Consider the following 16,742-nt stretch of genomic DNA (forward strand, 5'->3'; position numbering starts at 1 on the left):
TGCCTTGCGCCTCGGCACGCTCGCCGAGCGACGCAAGGCGGGCGGCCTCGCGCGGGCGGCATCGGTGGCCGCGCTCGGTCTCGCGGCCACTCAGCTCGCGGCTTGCACCAGCCTCTTCGGCGGCAACATCAAGGGAAGCTTCGCCTGCAACGCGCCGAACGGCACCTGCGCGCCCTCGACGGTGATCGACGACCAGGCCCTGTCGGTGATCCAGAACGCGCGACCGATGACGCCCGCGGGGCCCTATATGCGCTCCCCCGCCTCGCCGCGCGCCACAACTGCGGACTATGTCCCGACCGGATTGGGGCGCATCACGCCGGCGCAGGGCGGCATGGCCCACCGCGAGCGCCGGGTGCTCCGGGTGGTGTTTCCATCGTTCGTCGATGGCGGCGGCAACCTCCATGAGCCGCGGATCGTCCATGCGGTGGTCGATGACGGAGCCTGGATGCAGCTCTCAGGCAGCGAACCCACGGCGATCGACCAGATCGAAGGCCGCTCGGCAAGCCTCGCCAGTGCGGCCTTCATCCCGCCGTCCTTGCCGGATGCGTCGATCCTGCCGAGTGATGTCTCACCCGCACCAGAGGTCAAACCCGCACCTGCTGGGCCGCCAAGCCCCGAAGCCGTTGCGGCGGCGCGCGCCAAGGGCGCAGCGCTGAAAGCAGGGAGCGCGATCGACGCGATCCGCGCCGAAGTGCAAAGCCGCCTCGCGCAAACGGCGAAGGCCCCTGGTGCCGTGCAGCCGGCAGGAGCCCTCGCGCCTAACGCGGCACAAGGCGCGGCACATACTGCGGCACCTGTCGATGCGGTCAAACCCGGGCCTGGCACCGCAGCGCCGGTCAACGGACCCGCTGCCTTCCCCTCCAAGGTCGAGGAGTAGGGCCGATGGCTTCGCGCGGGTTCTGGGACCGGTTCCTCGATATGGTGTTCGGCGAAAGCGCGCATCCCGAAGCCGAGCGGCCGGTGCTCGGCGCGCCAATGCTGTCGAACTGGCTGCCCTATCGCAGCTACGACAAGAAAAGCCGCATGTTCATCAACACGGAATCGGTCGGGTTCATTCTCGAACTCGCGCCGATGATGGGAGCCGACGAGCGCAGCGGCGAAATACTCACCCAGTTCCTCTCCGACGCCGTGCCCTCGGGTTGCGAGATCCAGCTGATCCATTGGCAAAGCCCCTCAGTCGGGGAGCGGATCGCCGACTGGGTCATGCCGCGCGTCGTCGCCAAGGGCGTCTATGGCCGCGCCGCCACCCACCGCGCGCGCTGGCTGCGCCGGGCGGCATGGATGTCGATCTCGCGCGATGCGCCCTTCTATCTGCGCAATACCCGCGTGATCCTCTCGGTCGGTGCACGGCTCAGCGGCGGAATCGGCGCCGATGCGCTCGGCTCGGTCCGCGAAAGCCTCCACGGCACGCTCCAGGCACTCTCGATCCCCGCGCGCGACGTCGGCCCGGTCGAACTGATCGCCTTCCTCGACGACTTCCTCTGCCCCGCGGTCGACAACGCCGACCGGCCCGAACACTATTCCGAGCTCGATCCGATCAACATCCAGTGCGTGCGCCGCGACCTCGAGACCCAGGTTACGCCCGATCGCATCGTGCTTCAGACCGAGCGGTTCCGCCCGACGGGCGAAAGCCAGGACGGCGCGCCGGTGATCGGCGAGGTGGTCCCCGACAAGTTTGACTGGCGCTTTTTTTCGGTGCGGAACCTGCCCAAGCAGTGGGCGCCGTGGGACGTCCAGAAGATCATCGGCGACGTCATCAACGACAAGCTGCGCTTCGGCTGCAACGTCATGACCGTGCTTGGCCTCGTCTTCCAGGACGAGGAAGCGGCCCAGTCGCGCGCCGGGCTCAAGGTCATGCGCACGACCAGCCTTGCCGACAGCCGCTCGGCCCGCTTCCTGCCACAGCTCTCCGAGCAGCGCGATGAATGGCAGTACGTCCAGGCCGAGATGCGGCAGGGCCGCAAGCTCGCGCAGGTCTATTATGGGGTTGGCGCGCTTTCGCCGCTCGGCAAGGGCGACGTCAACGAGCGCATGGTGAAGTCGGTCTACAAGGCCTCTGGCTGGGACCTCATCGACGAGCGCTACCTCCAGGTCATGGGGCTGCTTGCTGCCATGCCGCTCTCGTTCCCCAACGGCCTGTCGGCGGACCTCAGGCGCATGAAGCGATTCAAGACCATGCTGACGACGACGGCCGCCTCGATCGCGCCGCTCCAGGGCGAGCATACCGGCGGGCACATCCCGCACGTGCTGCTGATCGGACGGCGCGGGCAACCGTTTTTCTGGTCACCGTTCCAGAACGCGGCGGGCAACCACAATGTCGCGGTGTTCGGCAAATCGGGCTCGGGCAAGTCGGTATTCCTGCAGGACGTCTGCGCGGCGATGTCTGGCGCGCGTGCCAAGGTCATCGTGATCGATGACGGGCGCTCGTTCGAGCACATGGCCAAGGCGTTTGGCGGCGCCTTCGTCGAGTTCAAGCTCTCATCAGGCTTCTCGCTGAACCCGTTCGACATGATTGATGGGGAGGCGCTGTCCTCCGACGAGGACGGCGCAGACTACGAGGTCGAGTGTCTCGCCATGCTGAAGTCGATCGTCGGGCAGATGGCGCGCCAGCAGGACCGGCTGTCCGACACCGAGCGCGGCCTCATCGATTCCGCGGTGAGCAGCGTCTGGCGCCAAAAACAACGCGCCGGCACCATCGACGACGTTGCGGCGGCGCTGCGCGCGCTCCCATCGCCCTTCGCCGGCGATCTCGCCGATGCGATGTCGCCGTTCCTCAAGGGCGGCACCTATGGCCGCTTTTTCGAGGGTGCCTGCTCGATCGATCTCTCGGCGGGCCTCACCGTGTTCGAGCTTTCGGACCTTTCCTCGAAGCCCGAACTGCGCTCGGTGGCGCTCACCGCGCTCATGTTCCTGACGCTAAGGGTCATGCGCGACCTCGACCGTTCGGTGCCGAAGCTGACGATGATCGACGAGGCCTGGCAGTTGCTCGGCGGCGGACAGATGGGCCAGGCGATCGAGACCTATGCGCGGACCTGTCGCAAGTATGGCGGCTCGCTGATCACCGCGACCCAGTCCTTGAACGACTTCTACAAGTCCGAAGGCTCGCTCGCCGCGCTTGAGAACTCCGACTGGTCGATCGTGCTCCAACAGAAGGAAGAGACGATCAACGATCTCGCCAAGCACCAGCGCTTCGAGATGGACCACTACACCGAGAGCCTGCTGCGCTCGCTGAAGCGCAATGGCACGGAATATTCCGACGTCCTGATCAAGGGCCCGGAGACGCTCGCGGTCGGCCGGCTCGTGCTCGATCCCTATTCGGCGACGCTCTACTCTTCGAGCCCGCGGGTGTTCTCCGAGATCGAGGAGAGGGTGCGCGCCGGCCTGCCGCTCCCCGATGCGATCGAACGGGTGGCCTTTCCCGACTTCGTGCCGCCGCAGCCGGGCGCTCCCGACTTTGCCGACGGCGAACTGGCGGAGGCAGCAGAATGATGCCGCAGCGCATTCCGGCCCCCCGGTTCCTGCGGCTCGCCGATGCCTGCTACCACAGCCTGCGGCTCATAGGCTGGCTCGCGGTTACGCTGGGCTGTGTTGCCTCGCTGTGGCTGCTGTTCTTCGCCGCGCTCGGCAACTTCAACTTTGGCGGGACTGTGCTCCAGCTCGAGAACTTCGCCTCGCGCTATGTCGCCGCGAGCGCCGAGCGCCAGGACCGCTTCGCCCATGTCTTCTGGCTGACCAGCGCCGGGCTCTTCGCCGCAGTCGGCTTCTTTCGCCGTCATTCACTGCTCGCGCGCGGGGCTGCGGCAACCTCACATTTCAGGGAGAACCTTCATGGCTAGAAGCGCCAGCACACGCCCGAGTCCTGTAGCTAGCAGCGCCGCCGGCCCGCTGTTCGAGGCCGAAGTGAGCACGCCCCGGTCTGCGCCCCGCGCCCGTATCGGACTGGTTCCCGTGGCGCTGGTGGCTGCGCTGGTTGCCGCCGGGCTGTGGGGTGCCTGGGTCACCAAGAACGTGCTCGGGGCAGGGGACCGTCCGGCCATCGCCAAGGTCCAGCTTTCAGGCATCGTCGGCGAATATGTCCAGGCCCAGGCCCGCTCGGCCACCCCGCCCGAGCAGGTCACCACCGAGACCCGCGCGTTCATGGGCGAAGTCCAGAAGAACCTCGAACGCCGCGGCGCCTCCGGCCAGATCGTGCTGGTGGGCGAAGCGGTGCTGGCCGGCAATGTCCCCGACATCACCGCTGAGGTGCGCCGCGAAGTCTATACGCATGTGAAGATGCCGCAGCCCGCCGCCACGTCGGCGGGCGACGTCATGGGCGCCATGCGCGCGGCGATGGGCGGGCAAGGGGTTCCGCAAGCAACGGTCCAGGCCCCGATACAGGCAGGCGCTTTGGGAGGGCAGGGCAGTGTCCCCGTCAACTGAAGCTGGACCCCCACGATCCTCGCACGGCCGCCGCTGGCTCGTGATCGGCGCGCTTGGCGTGACGCTTGCAGCGAGTTCTTCGCTGGCGAGCTGGCGCGACGACCATGCAATCCTCATCAACACCACCCAGTCACTCCCCAACTGGGCCTTCTGGATCGACAAGCACCGCCGTCCGGAGCGCGGGGACTTCGTGGTCTTTGCCCCGCCGCAGACGCCGCTCATCACCGCGCATTTCGGCAAGGTCTCGCCGCCCTTTGCCAAGCGTGTCTACGGGATGCCAGGAGACATGGTGACCCGCGAGGGTGCCGTGGTCCGGATCAACGGCGCCGAAGTCGCGCGCCTCAAGCCGGTAAGTTCGCGCGGCGAGAGGTTGGAGCCTGGACCCACTGGGCGCATCCCCGAGCACTGCTACTATGTCGGGACCGAGCACAAGGACGGGTTTGATAGCCGCTACGCCGACATCGGCTTCGTCTGTTCGGGGCGCATCATCGGCACCGGGGATTCGGTGCTGTGAGCCGGCTCGCTGCCCTGTCCGCCACAGGCGCCGCCGCGCTGCTGATTGGCTGGCCGCTGATCTCGGCAGTCGGGGCCGCCGACTACGGCCAGATGGGCCAGACTTTCCCGATCATCGAGGTCGATCTGCTCACGACGATCGAGACCAGGCTCAGGACGCTGGAGGCAAACGGCGGGATCGAGCGGCTGCAGCGCGAGATGCAGGAACAGGCCGTGGCGAGCGTGCGGCGGCCCAAGCGGGTCGATGGCATGACCCCGGCGAGCGTGAAGCGCGAGTGGCTGTTCGATCCCTCGATCGTGACCGAGGACGACATTGTCGATGCCAAGGGCAATCTGATCGCCGCGCGCGGCACCAGGGTCAATCCGCTCGACATGGTCCAGTTGCGCCAGGCGCTGGTCTTCGTCGACGGCGACAATGCGGCCGAACTGCAATGGGCGCTGCGGACCTGGAGCGACACGGCGGCCAAGATCATCTTCGTCTCGGGCTCGCCCTTCGATGCGATGAAGCCGTGGCAGCGCCGCTTCTATTTCGACCAGGGCGGCACGCTGACTTCGAAATTCGGCATCCGCCACACGCCCGCCGTTGTGAGCGAAGCTGGATCCAGCCTCAAGATCAGCGAAATTCCGCTAGCACCCCCGGCCGCAGCACCTGGTGGAGGCAAGAGCTTATGACCCACCCGCTCATCACATTCATGAAGACGCCAATGGCGGCGCCCGAGACTGCCGCCTTGAGGCGCATGCGTAAGCTCTGGATGGCGCTTTGCTGGCTCCTCGCGCTCGCGGTGCTGCTGCTCCCGATACTCAAGGCTCTGGTGGGCACCTGGGCCGCACTGCCGGCGCTGCTTCTGGCGATTGTGACGCCGCTTCATGGGCTGGTCTATTTTCGCGCCAAGGCGCGCGCAGACGATGCCTTCGGGCGGGAGGTGCGGCCATGATGCGGCTGCCCGCCAGGTTCATGGCATTCCTTGGCGCCATCGCGCTCGCCTTTGCCGGCACGAGCCCGGCGCGGGCCGACACGGTGACCTGCCACGGCAAGTTCATCAACCCGATCACCGATGTGTGCTGGTCATGCCTGTTTCCGCTGTCGATCGGCGGGCTCTCGATCTGGAAGGGCTCGCGTCCCGATCCCAAGAACCCCTCGTTCCCCTTGTGCGCTTGCGGCTCACCGATCCCACGCATCGGCATCTCGGTGGGCTTCTGGGAGCCGGTGCGCCTCGTCGACGTCACTAACAAGTCGTGGTGCTTTCCCAACCTCGGCGGAATCCGGCTCAACCCCGGTTTCGACATCGGCGAGGGTCACGTCCAGGGGCGCAGCCAGATCGGCGGGAAGACCCAGAACTCGTCGCAGTGGCAGGCGCACTACTACGTCTACCCACTGCTCTACTGGATGGAGATCCTGACCGACTTCCTCTGCTTCGAGCAGACCACCTTCGATATTGCCTATGTGACCGAGATCGACCCGCTGTGGCAGGATTCCGCGCTGACCTCGATCATCAACCCCGAGGTCGCGCTCTTCGCCAACCCTATCGCGACCGCGGCCTGCGCGGCCGACTGCGTCGCGGCGACGGCGAAACTTCCGATCGACCAGATGTTCTGGTGCGCGGGCTGCAACGGCGGGATGTATCCCTTGAATGGCCACGTTTCTGCCCACGTCACCCCGATCCAGGCCTCGCGGCTCGTCGCCGAACGGATGCTCTACAAGATGCACCGCGAGGCGCTGGCCTGGGGCACGATGGGTTCGAAGGCCCTGTGCCACAAATACCTGATGCCGGTGATGAGGAAGCAGCAATACCGGCTGCAGATGACCAACCCGATCTCGATGGTGAAGGGCCGCTATGCCTGCGCGCCGGTGGGCGCCGCCACCATCATCCCCCAGACCGGCAAGGGCTACCCCGTAAAGGGCGAGGACTTTGGCTACCTCGTCTGGCGCAAGCGCAACTGCTGCATGCTGTGAGGACACATATGACCTTCGCGCGGCTCCCGCTCAAATCCCGCCTCCTCGGTCCTCGCGTGACTGCGATCGCCGGCTTCCTCGCCCTGACCGCCGTCTCGGCTGCTCTCGCCCAGACTATAGACGGCCTCGACCTGAAGGCCGTTAAGGCGCGCGGGACCGAAGCGACGGCCGATGCGCAGACACTGGTCGATGCGGTCGCCGGCAAAGGCGAAGCGCACCGCGGCGAAGCCGAGCAGCTGCGCGAGGAGGGTCTGGCCGCAGTCGGCCGTATCAATCCAGCCGACCTTCCCAAGGGTCCGGGCGGCGCGGTCGACTTCGACGAACTGCTGAGCGGGGCGGCCGCCAACACCAGGACGCCGATGGGCGAGGGGCCGATGTTCATCGTCTTTGCCAGCCTGTCGATGCCCGAGGCGTCACTCTCCCGCCTGATCGCCGACACCACGAGGGCCGGCGGGGTCGTGGTGTTCCGTGGTTTTCCGGGCGGGAGCACCAAGGCCTTCGCCGACGGGCTGAAGCGGGTGGTGACCAATGAAGGCGAGGAAGCCCACATCGCGATCGACCCGCGCCTGTTCCGCGCCTTCAAGGTCAGCGCCGCCCCGACCTTCGTTGCTGCGGGCCGCGAATACGAGCTCTGCGACGGGCTCGACTGCACCAGCGCGACACCCGATCACGATCGCATCACAGGAAACGTCACGGTCGAATACGCGCTCGAGACCTTCGCCGGAGGGCGCGGCCCCGGTGCCGGCGTTGCGCGCGTCGCGCTCGCCCAGCTGACCAGGGGCCAGTGAGATGGGTGGGCGCCGCTTCACCGAACAACGGCGAACAGCGGCCTTCCTAGCTCTGGCGCTGCTCGCGCCGGGCACAGCCAGCGCGCAGGTCTATATCCCGCCGCCTGACGACCTCATCGAGCCGCAGCCCGCGCTTCCGCCCGCGACAGATCCCGGCGTGCTCGCACCAGCCCCGCCACCCGCGCCCAATCCACTTGGCGCGCCTGCCACCATGACCTGGGACGAGGCAAAGGCGCAGGCGCGGGAGCTGGGATCGACGGTCCGGGCTGCCAACCAGGGGATCACCGACGCGCCGGGCGCTGCCGGACAGATTCCAGGCTATCAGGCGAACTATCCTGGGCTCACCCAATATTATGACAACCCCGGCAATATGTATGCCGACGGGGCGGCGGCAGGCTACAATAGCGATGCCTATCGCACCGCCAATTCTACGACGCGGCCGACCGTCGATGTGAAGCGCAGCGACCTCTCGCGCGCCAACACAGTCACCGAGGACCCCAACGCTTACCTGCAAGGAATGAGCGCCGACGGCTCGACCGGAAACTGCGTCCCCCTGCCGCCGGGCTCGGGCAGCCCCAACATGGCCGAGTGGACCTGCAACGTCGGATCGACCGTTGTGGAACAGCCCAAGACCTGCACCCGCAGTCTCTCGGTCGCCGCGTGGAACGAAACGCTCTACCAGTACCTGTGCGTCACCGCCCCCGGCTTCGCCGGTTGCGCCTCGCTCGAGGGGAGCAGCCTGTGCCGGAAAACCGGGACCTATCCGGTGCCGCAGTACAATCTCACCGTCGACTATTACGACTGCGACGCGGCCGTCACCGATCCCAACGTCTATCTCATGGGCACAGTGCCCAAGCCGCCACCGGCCAACGCCTTTCAGGTCGTCAGCAACGTCTACCGCTGCAACAACGAAGGGATCACCGATGCGCTGACCTTCGATCCGGTGACCGGCTTCCCGCTGCAATATGTGACCGGGCTCCAGCAATGCGGCGCGATTTCAGCCGAGACCAGTTGCACCCGAACGACGGCCAGCGCCGCAGGCCTGACCGATCGGCAACTGTGCAAGACCTGGGACTTCGTCGGCGATCCTTTCGGCGGCGGGGGCTATCTCACTTGCGCCGAGCCGGCCGCTCCCGAAGAGGTCTATGCCTGCAGTGCCAATGTTGCCGGGATCGTGCCCGAGAGTTCGGTCTCGAAGTGGTTCACCGAAACCTGGACTGATAATGCCTGCTCTGTCAATCTCGGCACCTGCACGCTCGCCAGCGAGACCTGTACCGCGCCGGGCGAGACCCGGCTGATCGATGGGGTCCCGGTAACCCGGCCCTGCTGGGAGAGCACGAAGACCTATCAATGCCAGACCGTGATTGGCGGCGGCAACGACTGCGGCAAGCTCGACGCGACACCCGGCTGCACCTTCGACCATGAGACTTGCCTCGACGATCCGCCCAGTAGTGATGGCTCCTGCAAGGTTGCCGAGCGGGTTTACAAGTGCCCGATCCCGGGGAGCGCTGCTCAGCCCGCGCAATACATCTGCGGCGGCGACGTCTACTGCGTCAATGGCGACTGCGAGCCGATCGTGCGCGAGGCCTCGGACGAGTTCAAGGATGCGGTGGTGGCATTGAATGCGCTCGGCCAGGCCAACGCCGAGTTCGACGAGACCACGCTGACCCTGTTCAAGGGCACCGCCGAAAGCTGCGCGCACAAGCTCTTCGGGCTATCCAACTGCTGTTCGGGAAAGGGCGTGCCGCTCCTCACCCCGCTTCTGTGCAGCCCGTCCGAAGTGCTGCTCGACCAGAAGGACGATGCGGGCCTGTGCCACAAGATCGGTACCTACTGTTCCTCGAGCTTCCTTGGCATCTGCATGACCAAGCGCGATGTCTACTGCTGTTTCCTCTCCAAGCTCAGTCGGATCCTGCAGGAGCAGGGCCGCCCGCAACTCGGCAAGACCTGGGGGACGCCCAAGAAGCCGATCTGCGATGGCTTCACCATCTTCGAGTTCCAGCAGCTCGACCTCTCGGTGATGGATTTTTCCGAAATCTATTCGGAGTTCGTCGATGCAGCGAAGCTCCCAGACGAAGCCGCCACCCTCGTCGAGATCCAGGCAAAGATCGAGGCCTATTATGCTGCCCACAAGCCGTGAGGGTGAGGGCCCGGCGCCCTCTTCGAGACCCACTGGTCATGTTGTCGCGCTTAACGCCGTCGGCGCGCTCGCCGACATGAGCGTTGTTGAGTTCTGTCTCGGCATGGCGCTCGCCCGCCGCTCGCCGCAAACAACAGGCGAGCTGGCAGCCGAGATTTCGCTCTGGTTCGACAGGCGGGTACGCGCGCCAACGCTCAAGACACCGCTAGAGGCGTTGCTCGGCCGTGGATGGGTCGCGTTCGATGCCGGTGTCTATTGCCTGAGCGAAGCGGGTACCGCCGCGCTCACGCCCTTCACCCACGCGCTGGTGCGAATGCTCGACGGCGGCCGCCGCCTGCTCGACCTCGCTGTCTTCATGTCACTGATCAAGGAATTCGAGAGGAGCGGATCATGAACCCCCGCCACATGTACAGACACCGCATTGCCGCCCTGTGCCTCGGCGTCAGCCTGACGCTTACCGTCACGGCCCCGCTTCACGCCGCCAATGAGGATGGCGTCGAGGTCAAGCAGTCCGAGGACGCGCTCTACTGCAAGGAGCGCAAGCTCGGGACCTGGTTCTACTGCGAGAAGCCGAAAGAGGAGCCACGCAAGGCGGCGGTGGCGGCGCAGCCTCCCGCGCGCGAGCGCCTTGCCGCGATCGGCACCCAGCTTGAGGAACTGAAGGCGCGCGCGATCCTCGAGCCGAGCCCGGAGAACGTCACCGCCTATGTGCGCTTCCAGCGCGAGCAGCTTGACCGCTCCTCGATGTTCGCCGACGTGTGGCAGCGCGCGCTGTGGCAGGATCCCGGGCTCGACTACACGCTCCAGCGCCCGGTCTCGACGCTCGGCAAGCGCGCGTGGATCGACCAGCGCAAGAGCGACCGCGACCGCGTGATGGGCCAGCTCTCGCAGCGCTACGGAGTGTTCTACTTCTTCTCCTCGAGCTGCGGCGCCTGCGACATCTTCTCGCCGATCCTCAAAGCGGTCAGCGACAAGTTCGGGCTTGCCGTCCTTGCGGTCTCGATGGACGGCGGCCCCTCGGCGACCTTCCCCGGTTACATGGTTGACAGCGGGCAGTATGAGAAGCTTGGGCTAGGCACCGAGCGGCAGGTCCCGGCGCTGGTGCTGTTCGATTCCGTCACCAAGCAGCCAATGCCGATCGGCTACGGCATCCTCAGCCAGGACGAGATCATGGACCGCGTGTTCCAGCTGACCCAGGTCCAGCCCGGGAGCGACTACTAATGCGCGCGCGGCTCGCGCAAGTGTCGCGCGGTGCGCTTGGCATCGTGCTCGGCGCTGCCGTCCTGCTGGCGTCGCCAACCCCCGCCATGGCCGGGGTCGAGGGCGAGATGCAGAGCTTCATGTCGGACATGGGGGCGCAGGCCAATGTCACCGGCCCCAGCGCCTACCAGGGCCAGTCGGCGGGATATTACTCGATGGGATCGGTCTGGTCCCGCTTCCCGCAGAAGAACATCCAGCCCTTCAACATCCAGCTACCCCATGCACGGGCGGGCTGCGGCGGCATCGATCTCTTCGCCGGCTCGTTCTCGTTCATCAACACCGCCGAACTCGTCGCCATGCTCAAGGCGACCGCCAACAATGCATTGGGCTTTGCCTTCAAGCTCGCGATCGACACGATCTCGCCCGAGATCGGCAAGGTCATGGATGAGCTTGCCCAGAAGGTTCAGCAGATGAACCAGATGAACATCTCGTCCTGCGAGACCGCACAGGCACTGGTCGGCGGGCTCTGGCCCAAGACCGACACCGCGTCCTCGGTCATCTGCGAGGCGATCGCCAACAGCCAGGGCGCGGTCGCCGACTGGGCCCGCGCGCGCCAGCAGTGCAACAACGGCGGCCAGCGCGAGGCGCTCAAAGCTGCCAATTCGGACCCGGACATGAAGGAACAGGCCGGGATGCCCAACAACTACACCTGGGAGGCGCTCGGCAAGAAGTACGGCGGGTTCGACACCCAGTTCCGCGAATTCCTGATGACGCTGGTCGGCACGGTGATCTACGATCCGCAAGGCTCGGGCGGCAAACCGCGAGTGCAATTCATCGGCCCGGCAGATCCGGCGCTGATCAGCGCCATGCTCGATGGCACCTCGGCTACCCCGCACAAGTACTGGAGCTGCGGCGGCGATACGACCAAGTGCATGGCGCCCAGCGAGACCGACATGGTCATCGGCCCCAATGCGGCGATCAAGGCGCGGGTGCGCACGCTGATCGAGAGCATGGCGCTAAAGGTGCGCGATCCTGGTGCTTCATTGACCCCGGCCGAAGTTCAGCTGCTCGGCATGGCGAGCGTGCCGGTCTACAAGATCATCACGGTGAGCGCCGCGGCCGAGTTCGGCATCTCCGCGCAGGAAATCAACGACCTTTCGGAAATCGTCGCGGTCGATCTCGTCACCACCATGACGATGCGGTTCATCGACATGGCGGTGAATGCCCGCTCGGACTTCAACGGGGCCGACGCGGATAGCCTGCGTGAGTGGCGCGAGGGGCTTTACGAGACCCGGCGCAACTTCCTCGGGATCGCTGCACGCACCTCGCAGCGTTTCGATCAGACCTTCGCGCTGATCCAGCGCACGCAGATGCTGGAGAAGACCCTGCGCACGCAGCTCTCCCCGCAGATGTCGGCGGCGCTGCGCTTCTCGCGCACCCTCAACCAACAGGTCCAGTAGACCGCGACGAAGGAAGGCACCCCTCATGCTTGAGGTCTTCACGGTCGGGGGCGGCGACTACATCGTCAACACCTTCAACGCGATCGCCGCCTGGACCGGCTCGGGCGGGTTCAAGGCGCTGATTCGCGTCTGTATGGTGATGGGGCTGATCTATGCGCTGCTCGTCACCGCCATGGATCTCGACTGGCGCGCCTGGTTTCGCTGGTTCATCCAGTCGACACTGATCTACCTCGTGCTGATGGTCCCGACCGTGACGGTGAAGGTCACCGACCGCGTCAACCCGGGGCTTGCGCCAGCCACCGTTGCCAACGTGCCGATCGGCCTTGCCGCGATGGCCTCGTTCACCAGCCAGATCAGCGACTATCTGACCCGCACCGCCGAGACCGTCTTCGTCATGCCCGCCGCGCTCAATTACTCGACCGGCGGTTTCGTTTATGGCGCGCGCATGTGGGACAAGGTCCGCGGCTTCGAGATCCGCGATCCGGTCTTCAAGGCGAACGTCGACGGCTACCTCAAGCAATGCGCCTATTATGACATCCTCCTCGGCACCAAGAGCCTGAAGCTGCTCAGCGAAGCGCCCGATCTCTGGGCCGAACTCGGCAACAACGCCGCGACCAACCGCGGGATGAAGTACCTGACCGACACCGGCGCGGGCACCGTCGATATCGAGGGCAAGACCTGTGCCGAGGCGTGGACGCTGATCAACAACCAGTGGGATGCGCAAATCAACGCCTACGCACTGCCCTTTGCCCACACCATGTATCCCAAGCTCACCCAGGCCGCCGCTGGGGCCAAGCTCGCTGCCGATGTACCGGTGGTCTCGCAGCTCCTGACCGGCACGGCGATGACCCGGAACCAGTTCTTCAAGCAGAAGAGCATGGTCGATGCCTTCGAGGCCGCGCAGCTCGATTTTGGTAATGCTGACGCGGATTCCTTCGCGCTCCAGCGCGCGGACACCCAGACCCGTAATGCGATGACGACCGCGGCCGAGCAGGGGCTGATCTGGATACCGGTGCTTGGCGTCGTGCTGACCGTGGTGTTCTACGCGCTGTTCCCGATCGTCTTTCCGCTGCTGCTCTTCCCGCGCACGGGAATTGCGACGCTGAAGGGGTACTTCTCGGGGTTCTTCTACTTGTCGGCCTGGGGGCCGATCTACGTCCTCATCCACTCGTTCATCATGGACCGGCTCGCCAGCCAGACCAACGCCCTTGCCGCCGGCAGCGTGAACCTCGCCAATTGGGCGGGGATCGATGCGGTCAACCAGGACGTCGCTACCATGGCGGGGTTCCTGATGATGTCGGTGCCAGTGCTGGCGCTGTTGGTGATGCGCGGCACCATGTCGGTCGCAAACAATCTCGGCTCTATGCTCGCGCCAGTCCAGGCCGGCTCGGATGCCGCCGCGCTCGAGCGGACCACCGGCAACTACGCTTATGGCGACGTCAGCTACGGCAATCTCAATGCCGACAACCGCCAGATGTCGCAGTGGAACACGGCGCCGAACCTGCTCGCAGGCAGCGCGCATTCGGGCTTCCGCGAAGCCGATGGGCGAATGTTCAACGAATATGGCTCGGGCCACACGGTGATCGACACCAATGCCGCGATATCGCAGCTGCCGTTCAAACCGACCATGACGCGGGGCTACGCCACGGACCTGCGCTCGCAGGGCCAGTGGTACATGAACGAGGCCGATAGAATCGAGAACGGCACCTCGACCAGCTGGACCAGTTCGAAGGGTCGGTTCGGCAGCGCGGTCACCGCGACCAGCGACGTATCGGGGTCGCGCCGCGAGAGCGGCTCGCGCGCCTCGGACACGCACAATGTCGGGGGTAACCTGGTGGTGGAGGGCGCCTCGGGCAGTTCGACCCGCGAGATTACCAACAACGACCTGATCCTGCGGGAGGGGAACAGCAGGAATTACTCCGACTTCGAGAACCGCACTTTCGGCTATTCCCTGGGACTGGGCGGCAGACTGGGCGGCGGCACACCTGGAGCCGGAGATGGCGGTGGCGGTGGCACGACAAAGGGCGGGAAGGGCGCCGGCCTCTCGGGATCACTAAGCGTAAATGGCTATGGCCGGAAGGAATGGGGAGAAGATTCACGCGCCTCGTCAGAACGTTCCTCAACCAATCAAACCACCCGTGGGACCGACAAATCAGACGAGACCAGCAACCGCGTGGTTGTCAGCGGCTCGAGCGGCGATGTCCAGTCGTCGGGCACCTACAACCAGAGCTCGGACTACGCCGACCATTCGCGCTCGCGCACCAGCACCGATGGAACCGACTGGCGCACGTCGGAAGCCGAGGAACGGCGGGCGGCTGCCGCGCGCTACCGCGAGATTGGCAGCCGGATGATGTCGGAAGCGAGCTACGCTGAAAGCCATGGTTTCCAGATCTCGAGCGACATGTCGAACCTCATCCAGGACCGTTACGAGACGCTGCAACGCGAACATCCCGAATGGCACCTGCCGGACCTGTCCAACCCGCGGCTCGAGTACCGCGACGTCTCGCGCCGGGACCAGGCTATTGCCTTTATCATGGACGATCTGATGGGCGATCTTCGCGCCCATCGCATCAACGAGCTGAGCGACGTCGCGGGGATCGCTGGGGCAGGGGCGCTGGGCTCGAACGGAGACCTTGGCATGCCGGGCACTGCGCGCCTGCCGTCGGGGCCGGTTGCCCCCGCGCTTGTGCCTTCGCCGCTCGAAGGGGGAACGCTGATGGCTGTTCCCGATGGACCGGTTGACGGTGCGGCGCTCGCCAAGGATCTTGGCATCAAGGTCAAACCCGGCGCGCGTCTCGGTCACATGGACGGCGCGCTGGTGCCGGCGATGGGCGTTGTGGCCGAAGAAGCGCGGTCCCTTGGCCTGCCCACGCCGGTGGTGACCTCGGGCAATGACAGCACCCAGCACAAGGCCGGGTCGGCCCATTACGACGATCGCGCGCTCGATTTTCGCGGGAACAACATCTCGAATGAGCAGGGCGAGCAATGGGCGGCCAAGGTCCAGAGCCGTCTCGGAAGCGCTTATGCTGTCCAGTTCGAGCGGTTCCCGGACGATTCCGCGAGGGACCACCTCCACGTTGCCAAACGTCGGACCTGACAATTATCCGAAGACGCGGGCTTCGATCATGAAGAAGACCACGAAGCTCACTGCGAGAAGCGCAAACACGATCGTGTTCGGCTCAAAGGCAAATCGACCGCTTGTCCCTTGTCCGCCGAGCGGCTCGCCCGTTACGGGGTCCACGTCTACCCCATTAGAATAGATTGGGGTTCCATCCAGTCCGTAGCGATCATGGTCCATCGAGGGTCTCCTCGCCCTGACCATGATTACCCCGAACGGACTGGTTTTTCAATCATGTGCCAGGAACAATTGGAGCCCCCGCACCACGCCCCACACCCCCTCACCTTGCAGCGCGTGCGCGCTGGAGTGCCTGCAATTTGGGTAGAATAGTCCCGATGGCATGGCAGTTCTCTATGACGCTTGCGGCGTGAGATGCCTTAGATCTGAACATTCGGCGCCCAGACCAAGTCTCGTGAAATCGGCCGTTCGTTCCGCAGCTATGACAATGAGCTTTTCAGGCGTAAACAGCGTCCTGAAATGTCTTTGCCGTCCGAATATCTCGCTGCACTTGCCCCGCTCGCCGATGCTTTTTCTGCCTATGAGAAGGCAACCGGCGGCGTGGCCATTTTGGTCGGCGGGGCGGCGGCCGCGATTCACACAGACGGCGCATTCATGTCGGCGGACTTCGACGTGGTCGCCGGCAATGATACTGCGTTCGACCAGGCCATGGCTGCGGCGGGCTTTGAAGATGATGAAAAAGCCTTGCATGGGCGGGGGGGATGGTATCACCCGGCTCATCCGCAATTCGCGGTCGAGCAGGTTTCGGGCGCCTATTTTGACGGACGCGCGGACAAGGCGCGGTGCCTTAAACTCACGGTTCGTGAGGGTGCGGCAATTGTCTTGCCTGCTATCGAAGACATGATCGCAGATCGGCTTGGCCAGCACGAAGTTGCCGGCGGTGACATGTCCATGCTGGAGCAGGCGCGCGCACTCTATGCTCTCGCCGAGGGTTTGGACCTTGCTTACCTCCATCGCCGTATCCTCGAAGAATCTGGCAATCCGGCGCACTTGGGACTATCTGGTAAGTCATGAAGACGCTTGAACTCACCGGCTACCTTGCAGGCGTGAACGCGCGCAAGGCTACGCTGGCACCCGATGACGCGGTGCTGGCGGGTGAGTCCTGCCGTAATGGCGGCGGGGGGGGGGGGGG

At 65.3% G+C, this 16,742-nt stretch carries 16 protein-coding genes; 15 read left to right on the plus strand and 1 reads right to left on the minus strand.

Annotated elements, in window-relative coordinates:
• The 14 genes from H926_RS33315 to H926_RS0112865 all read left to right on the plus strand — a co-directional run.
• Positions 1 to 877: conjugation transfer protein (locus tag H926_RS33315; protein ID WP_022676658.1), on the plus strand; the 877-nt coding region annotated here is incomplete at its 5' end.
• A gap of 5 nt (positions 878 to 882) precedes the next feature.
• The gene (traC, locus tag H926_RS0112805; protein WP_022676659.1) at positions 883 to 3,489 is read left to right on the plus strand and encodes a type IV secretion system protein TraC; all 2,607 of its coding nucleotides are present in this window, start codon (positions 883 to 885) and stop codon (positions 3,487 to 3,489) included.
• Entirely contained in the window at positions 3,486 to 3,836 is a 351-nt protein-coding gene (locus tag H926_RS0112810) for a hypothetical protein (protein ID WP_022676660.1), read from the plus strand. Before traC ends, H926_RS0112810 begins: the two co-directional genes overlap by 4 nt.
• On the plus strand, positions 3,829 to 4,419 hold the full coding sequence (locus tag H926_RS27395; RefSeq protein WP_022676661.1) for a type-F conjugative transfer system protein TrbI: 591 nt from the start codon (positions 3,829 to 3,831) through the stop codon (positions 4,417 to 4,419). Before H926_RS0112810 ends, H926_RS27395 begins: the two co-directional genes overlap by 8 nt.
• Before the next feature lie 40 nt (positions 4,420 to 4,459).
• On the plus strand, positions 4,460 to 4,933 hold the full coding sequence (locus tag H926_RS0112820; RefSeq protein ID WP_022676662.1) for a S26 family signal peptidase: 474 nt from the start codon (positions 4,460 to 4,462) through the stop codon (positions 4,931 to 4,933).
• Positions 4,930 to 5,604 carry a type-F conjugative transfer system protein TraW gene (gene traW / locus H926_RS27400; protein ID WP_022676663.1) on the plus strand — a complete coding sequence of 225 codons (675 nt, stop codon included), beginning with the start codon at positions 4,930 to 4,932 and terminating at the stop codon, positions 5,602 to 5,604. Before H926_RS0112820 ends, traW begins: the two co-directional genes overlap by 4 nt.
• Positions 5,601 to 5,867 carry a hypothetical protein gene (locus H926_RS0112830; RefSeq protein WP_022676664.1) on the plus strand — a complete coding sequence of 89 codons (267 nt, stop codon included), beginning with the start codon at positions 5,601 to 5,603 and terminating at the stop codon, positions 5,865 to 5,867. Before traW ends, H926_RS0112830 begins: the two co-directional genes overlap by 4 nt.
• The gene (traU, locus tag H926_RS0112835) at positions 5,867 to 6,886 is read left to right on the plus strand and encodes a conjugal transfer pilus assembly protein TraU (protein WP_371256247.1); all 1,020 of its coding nucleotides are present in this window, start codon (positions 5,867 to 5,869) and stop codon (positions 6,884 to 6,886) included. The genes H926_RS0112830 and traU overlap by 1 nt, the downstream gene beginning before the upstream one ends.
• 8 nt (positions 6,887 to 6,894) lie before the next feature.
• On the plus strand, positions 6,895 to 7,674 hold the full coding sequence (trbC, locus tag H926_RS0112840) for a type-F conjugative transfer system pilin assembly protein TrbC (RefSeq protein ID WP_022676666.1): 780 nt from the start codon (positions 6,895 to 6,897) through the stop codon (positions 7,672 to 7,674).
• A 1-nt stretch (position 7,675) separates the two neighbouring features.
• Positions 7,676 to 9,814: a conjugal transfer protein TraN gene (gene traN, locus H926_RS0112845; RefSeq protein ID WP_022676667.1), complete on the plus strand. Its 2,139-nt coding sequence runs from the start codon at positions 7,676 to 7,678 to the stop codon at positions 9,812 to 9,814.
• Positions 9,815 to 9,890: 76 nt separating this feature from the next.
• Entirely contained in the window at positions 9,891 to 10,208 is a 318-nt protein-coding gene (locus H926_RS0112850; protein WP_028657950.1) for a hypothetical protein, read from the plus strand.
• Positions 10,205 to 11,035 (plus strand): thioredoxin family protein, encoded by an 831-nt coding sequence (locus H926_RS0112855; RefSeq protein WP_022676669.1) that lies wholly within the window; start codon positions 10,205 to 10,207, stop codon positions 11,033 to 11,035. The genes H926_RS0112850 and H926_RS0112855 overlap by 4 nt, the downstream gene beginning before the upstream one ends.
• The gene (locus H926_RS0112860) at positions 11,035 to 12,474 is read left to right on the plus strand and encodes a conjugal transfer protein TraH (protein ID WP_022676670.1); all 1,440 of its coding nucleotides are present in this window, start codon (positions 11,035 to 11,037) and stop codon (positions 12,472 to 12,474) included. The genes H926_RS0112855 and H926_RS0112860 overlap by 1 nt, the downstream gene beginning before the upstream one ends.
• Before the next feature lie 25 nt (positions 12,475 to 12,499).
• The gene (locus tag H926_RS0112865) at positions 12,500 to 15,571 is read left to right on the plus strand and encodes a conjugal transfer protein TraG N-terminal domain-containing protein (protein ID WP_022676671.1); all 3,072 of its coding nucleotides are present in this window, start codon (positions 12,500 to 12,502) and stop codon (positions 15,569 to 15,571) included.
• A 3-nt stretch (positions 15,572 to 15,574) separates the two neighbouring features.
• Here H926_RS0112865 and H926_RS0112870 read toward each other — a convergent pair whose 3' ends face one another.
• A complete protein-coding gene (locus H926_RS0112870) occupies positions 15,575 to 15,772 on the minus strand; it encodes a hypothetical protein (protein ID WP_237741031.1) in 198 nt (65 codons plus the stop codon).
• 297 nt (positions 15,773 to 16,069) lie between these two features.
• Here H926_RS0112870 and H926_RS27405 point away from each other — a divergent pair, with 297 nt between their 5' ends.
• Positions 16,070 to 16,624: a hypothetical protein gene (locus H926_RS27405; protein ID WP_022676673.1), complete on the plus strand. Its 555-nt coding sequence runs from the start codon at positions 16,070 to 16,072 to the stop codon at positions 16,622 to 16,624.
• Positions 16,625 to 16,742: the final 118 nt, after the last annotated feature.

Origin of the sequence: Novosphingobium sp. B-7, assembly GCF_000410615.1 — a bacterium.
In the GTDB taxonomy this organism is placed as follows: Bacteria; Pseudomonadota; Alphaproteobacteria; order Sphingomonadales; family Sphingomonadaceae; genus Novosphingobium; species Novosphingobium capsulatum.

Bases quoted from the DNA above. Each gene is read 5' to 3' on its own strand.
- H926_RS0112830 (WP_022676664.1), top strand. From the start codon at position 5,601: ATGACCCACCCGCTCATCACATTCATGAAGACGCCAATGGCGGCGCCC.
- H926_RS0112855 (WP_022676669.1), top strand. From the start codon at position 10,205: ATGAACCCCCGCCACATGTACAGACACCGCATTGCCGCCCTGTGCCTC.
- trbC (WP_022676666.1), top strand. From the start codon at position 6,895: ATGACCTTCGCGCGGCTCCCGCTCAAATCCCGCCTCCTCGGTCCTCGC.
- H926_RS0112810 (WP_022676660.1), top strand. From the start codon at position 3,486: ATGATGCCGCAGCGCATTCCGGCCCCCCGGTTCCTGCGGCTCGCCGAT.
- traU (WP_371256247.1), top strand. From the start codon at position 5,867: ATGCGGCTGCCCGCCAGGTTCATGGCATTCCTTGGCGCCATCGCGCTC.
- H926_RS27395 (WP_022676661.1), top strand. From the start codon at position 3,829: ATGGCTAGAAGCGCCAGCACACGCCCGAGTCCTGTAGCTAGCAGCGCC.
- H926_RS0112870 (WP_237741031.1), bottom strand. From the start codon at position 15,772: ATGGACCATGATCGCTACGGACTGGATGGAACCCCAATCTATTCTAAT.
- H926_RS0112860 (WP_022676670.1), top strand. From the start codon at position 11,035: ATGCGCGCGCGGCTCGCGCAAGTGTCGCGCGGTGCGCTTGGCATCGTG.
- traN (WP_022676667.1), top strand. From the start codon at position 7,676: ATGGGTGGGCGCCGCTTCACCGAACAACGGCGAACAGCGGCCTTCCTA.
- H926_RS27405 (WP_022676673.1), top strand. From the start codon at position 16,070: ATGTCTTTGCCGTCCGAATATCTCGCTGCACTTGCCCCGCTCGCCGAT.
- H926_RS0112850 (WP_028657950.1), top strand. From the start codon at position 9,891: ATGAGCGTTGTTGAGTTCTGTCTCGGCATGGCGCTCGCCCGCCGCTCG.
- H926_RS0112865 (WP_022676671.1), top strand. From the start codon at position 12,500: ATGCTTGAGGTCTTCACGGTCGGGGGCGGCGACTACATCGTCAACACC.
- traC (WP_022676659.1), top strand. From the start codon at position 883: ATGGCTTCGCGCGGGTTCTGGGACCGGTTCCTCGATATGGTGTTCGGC.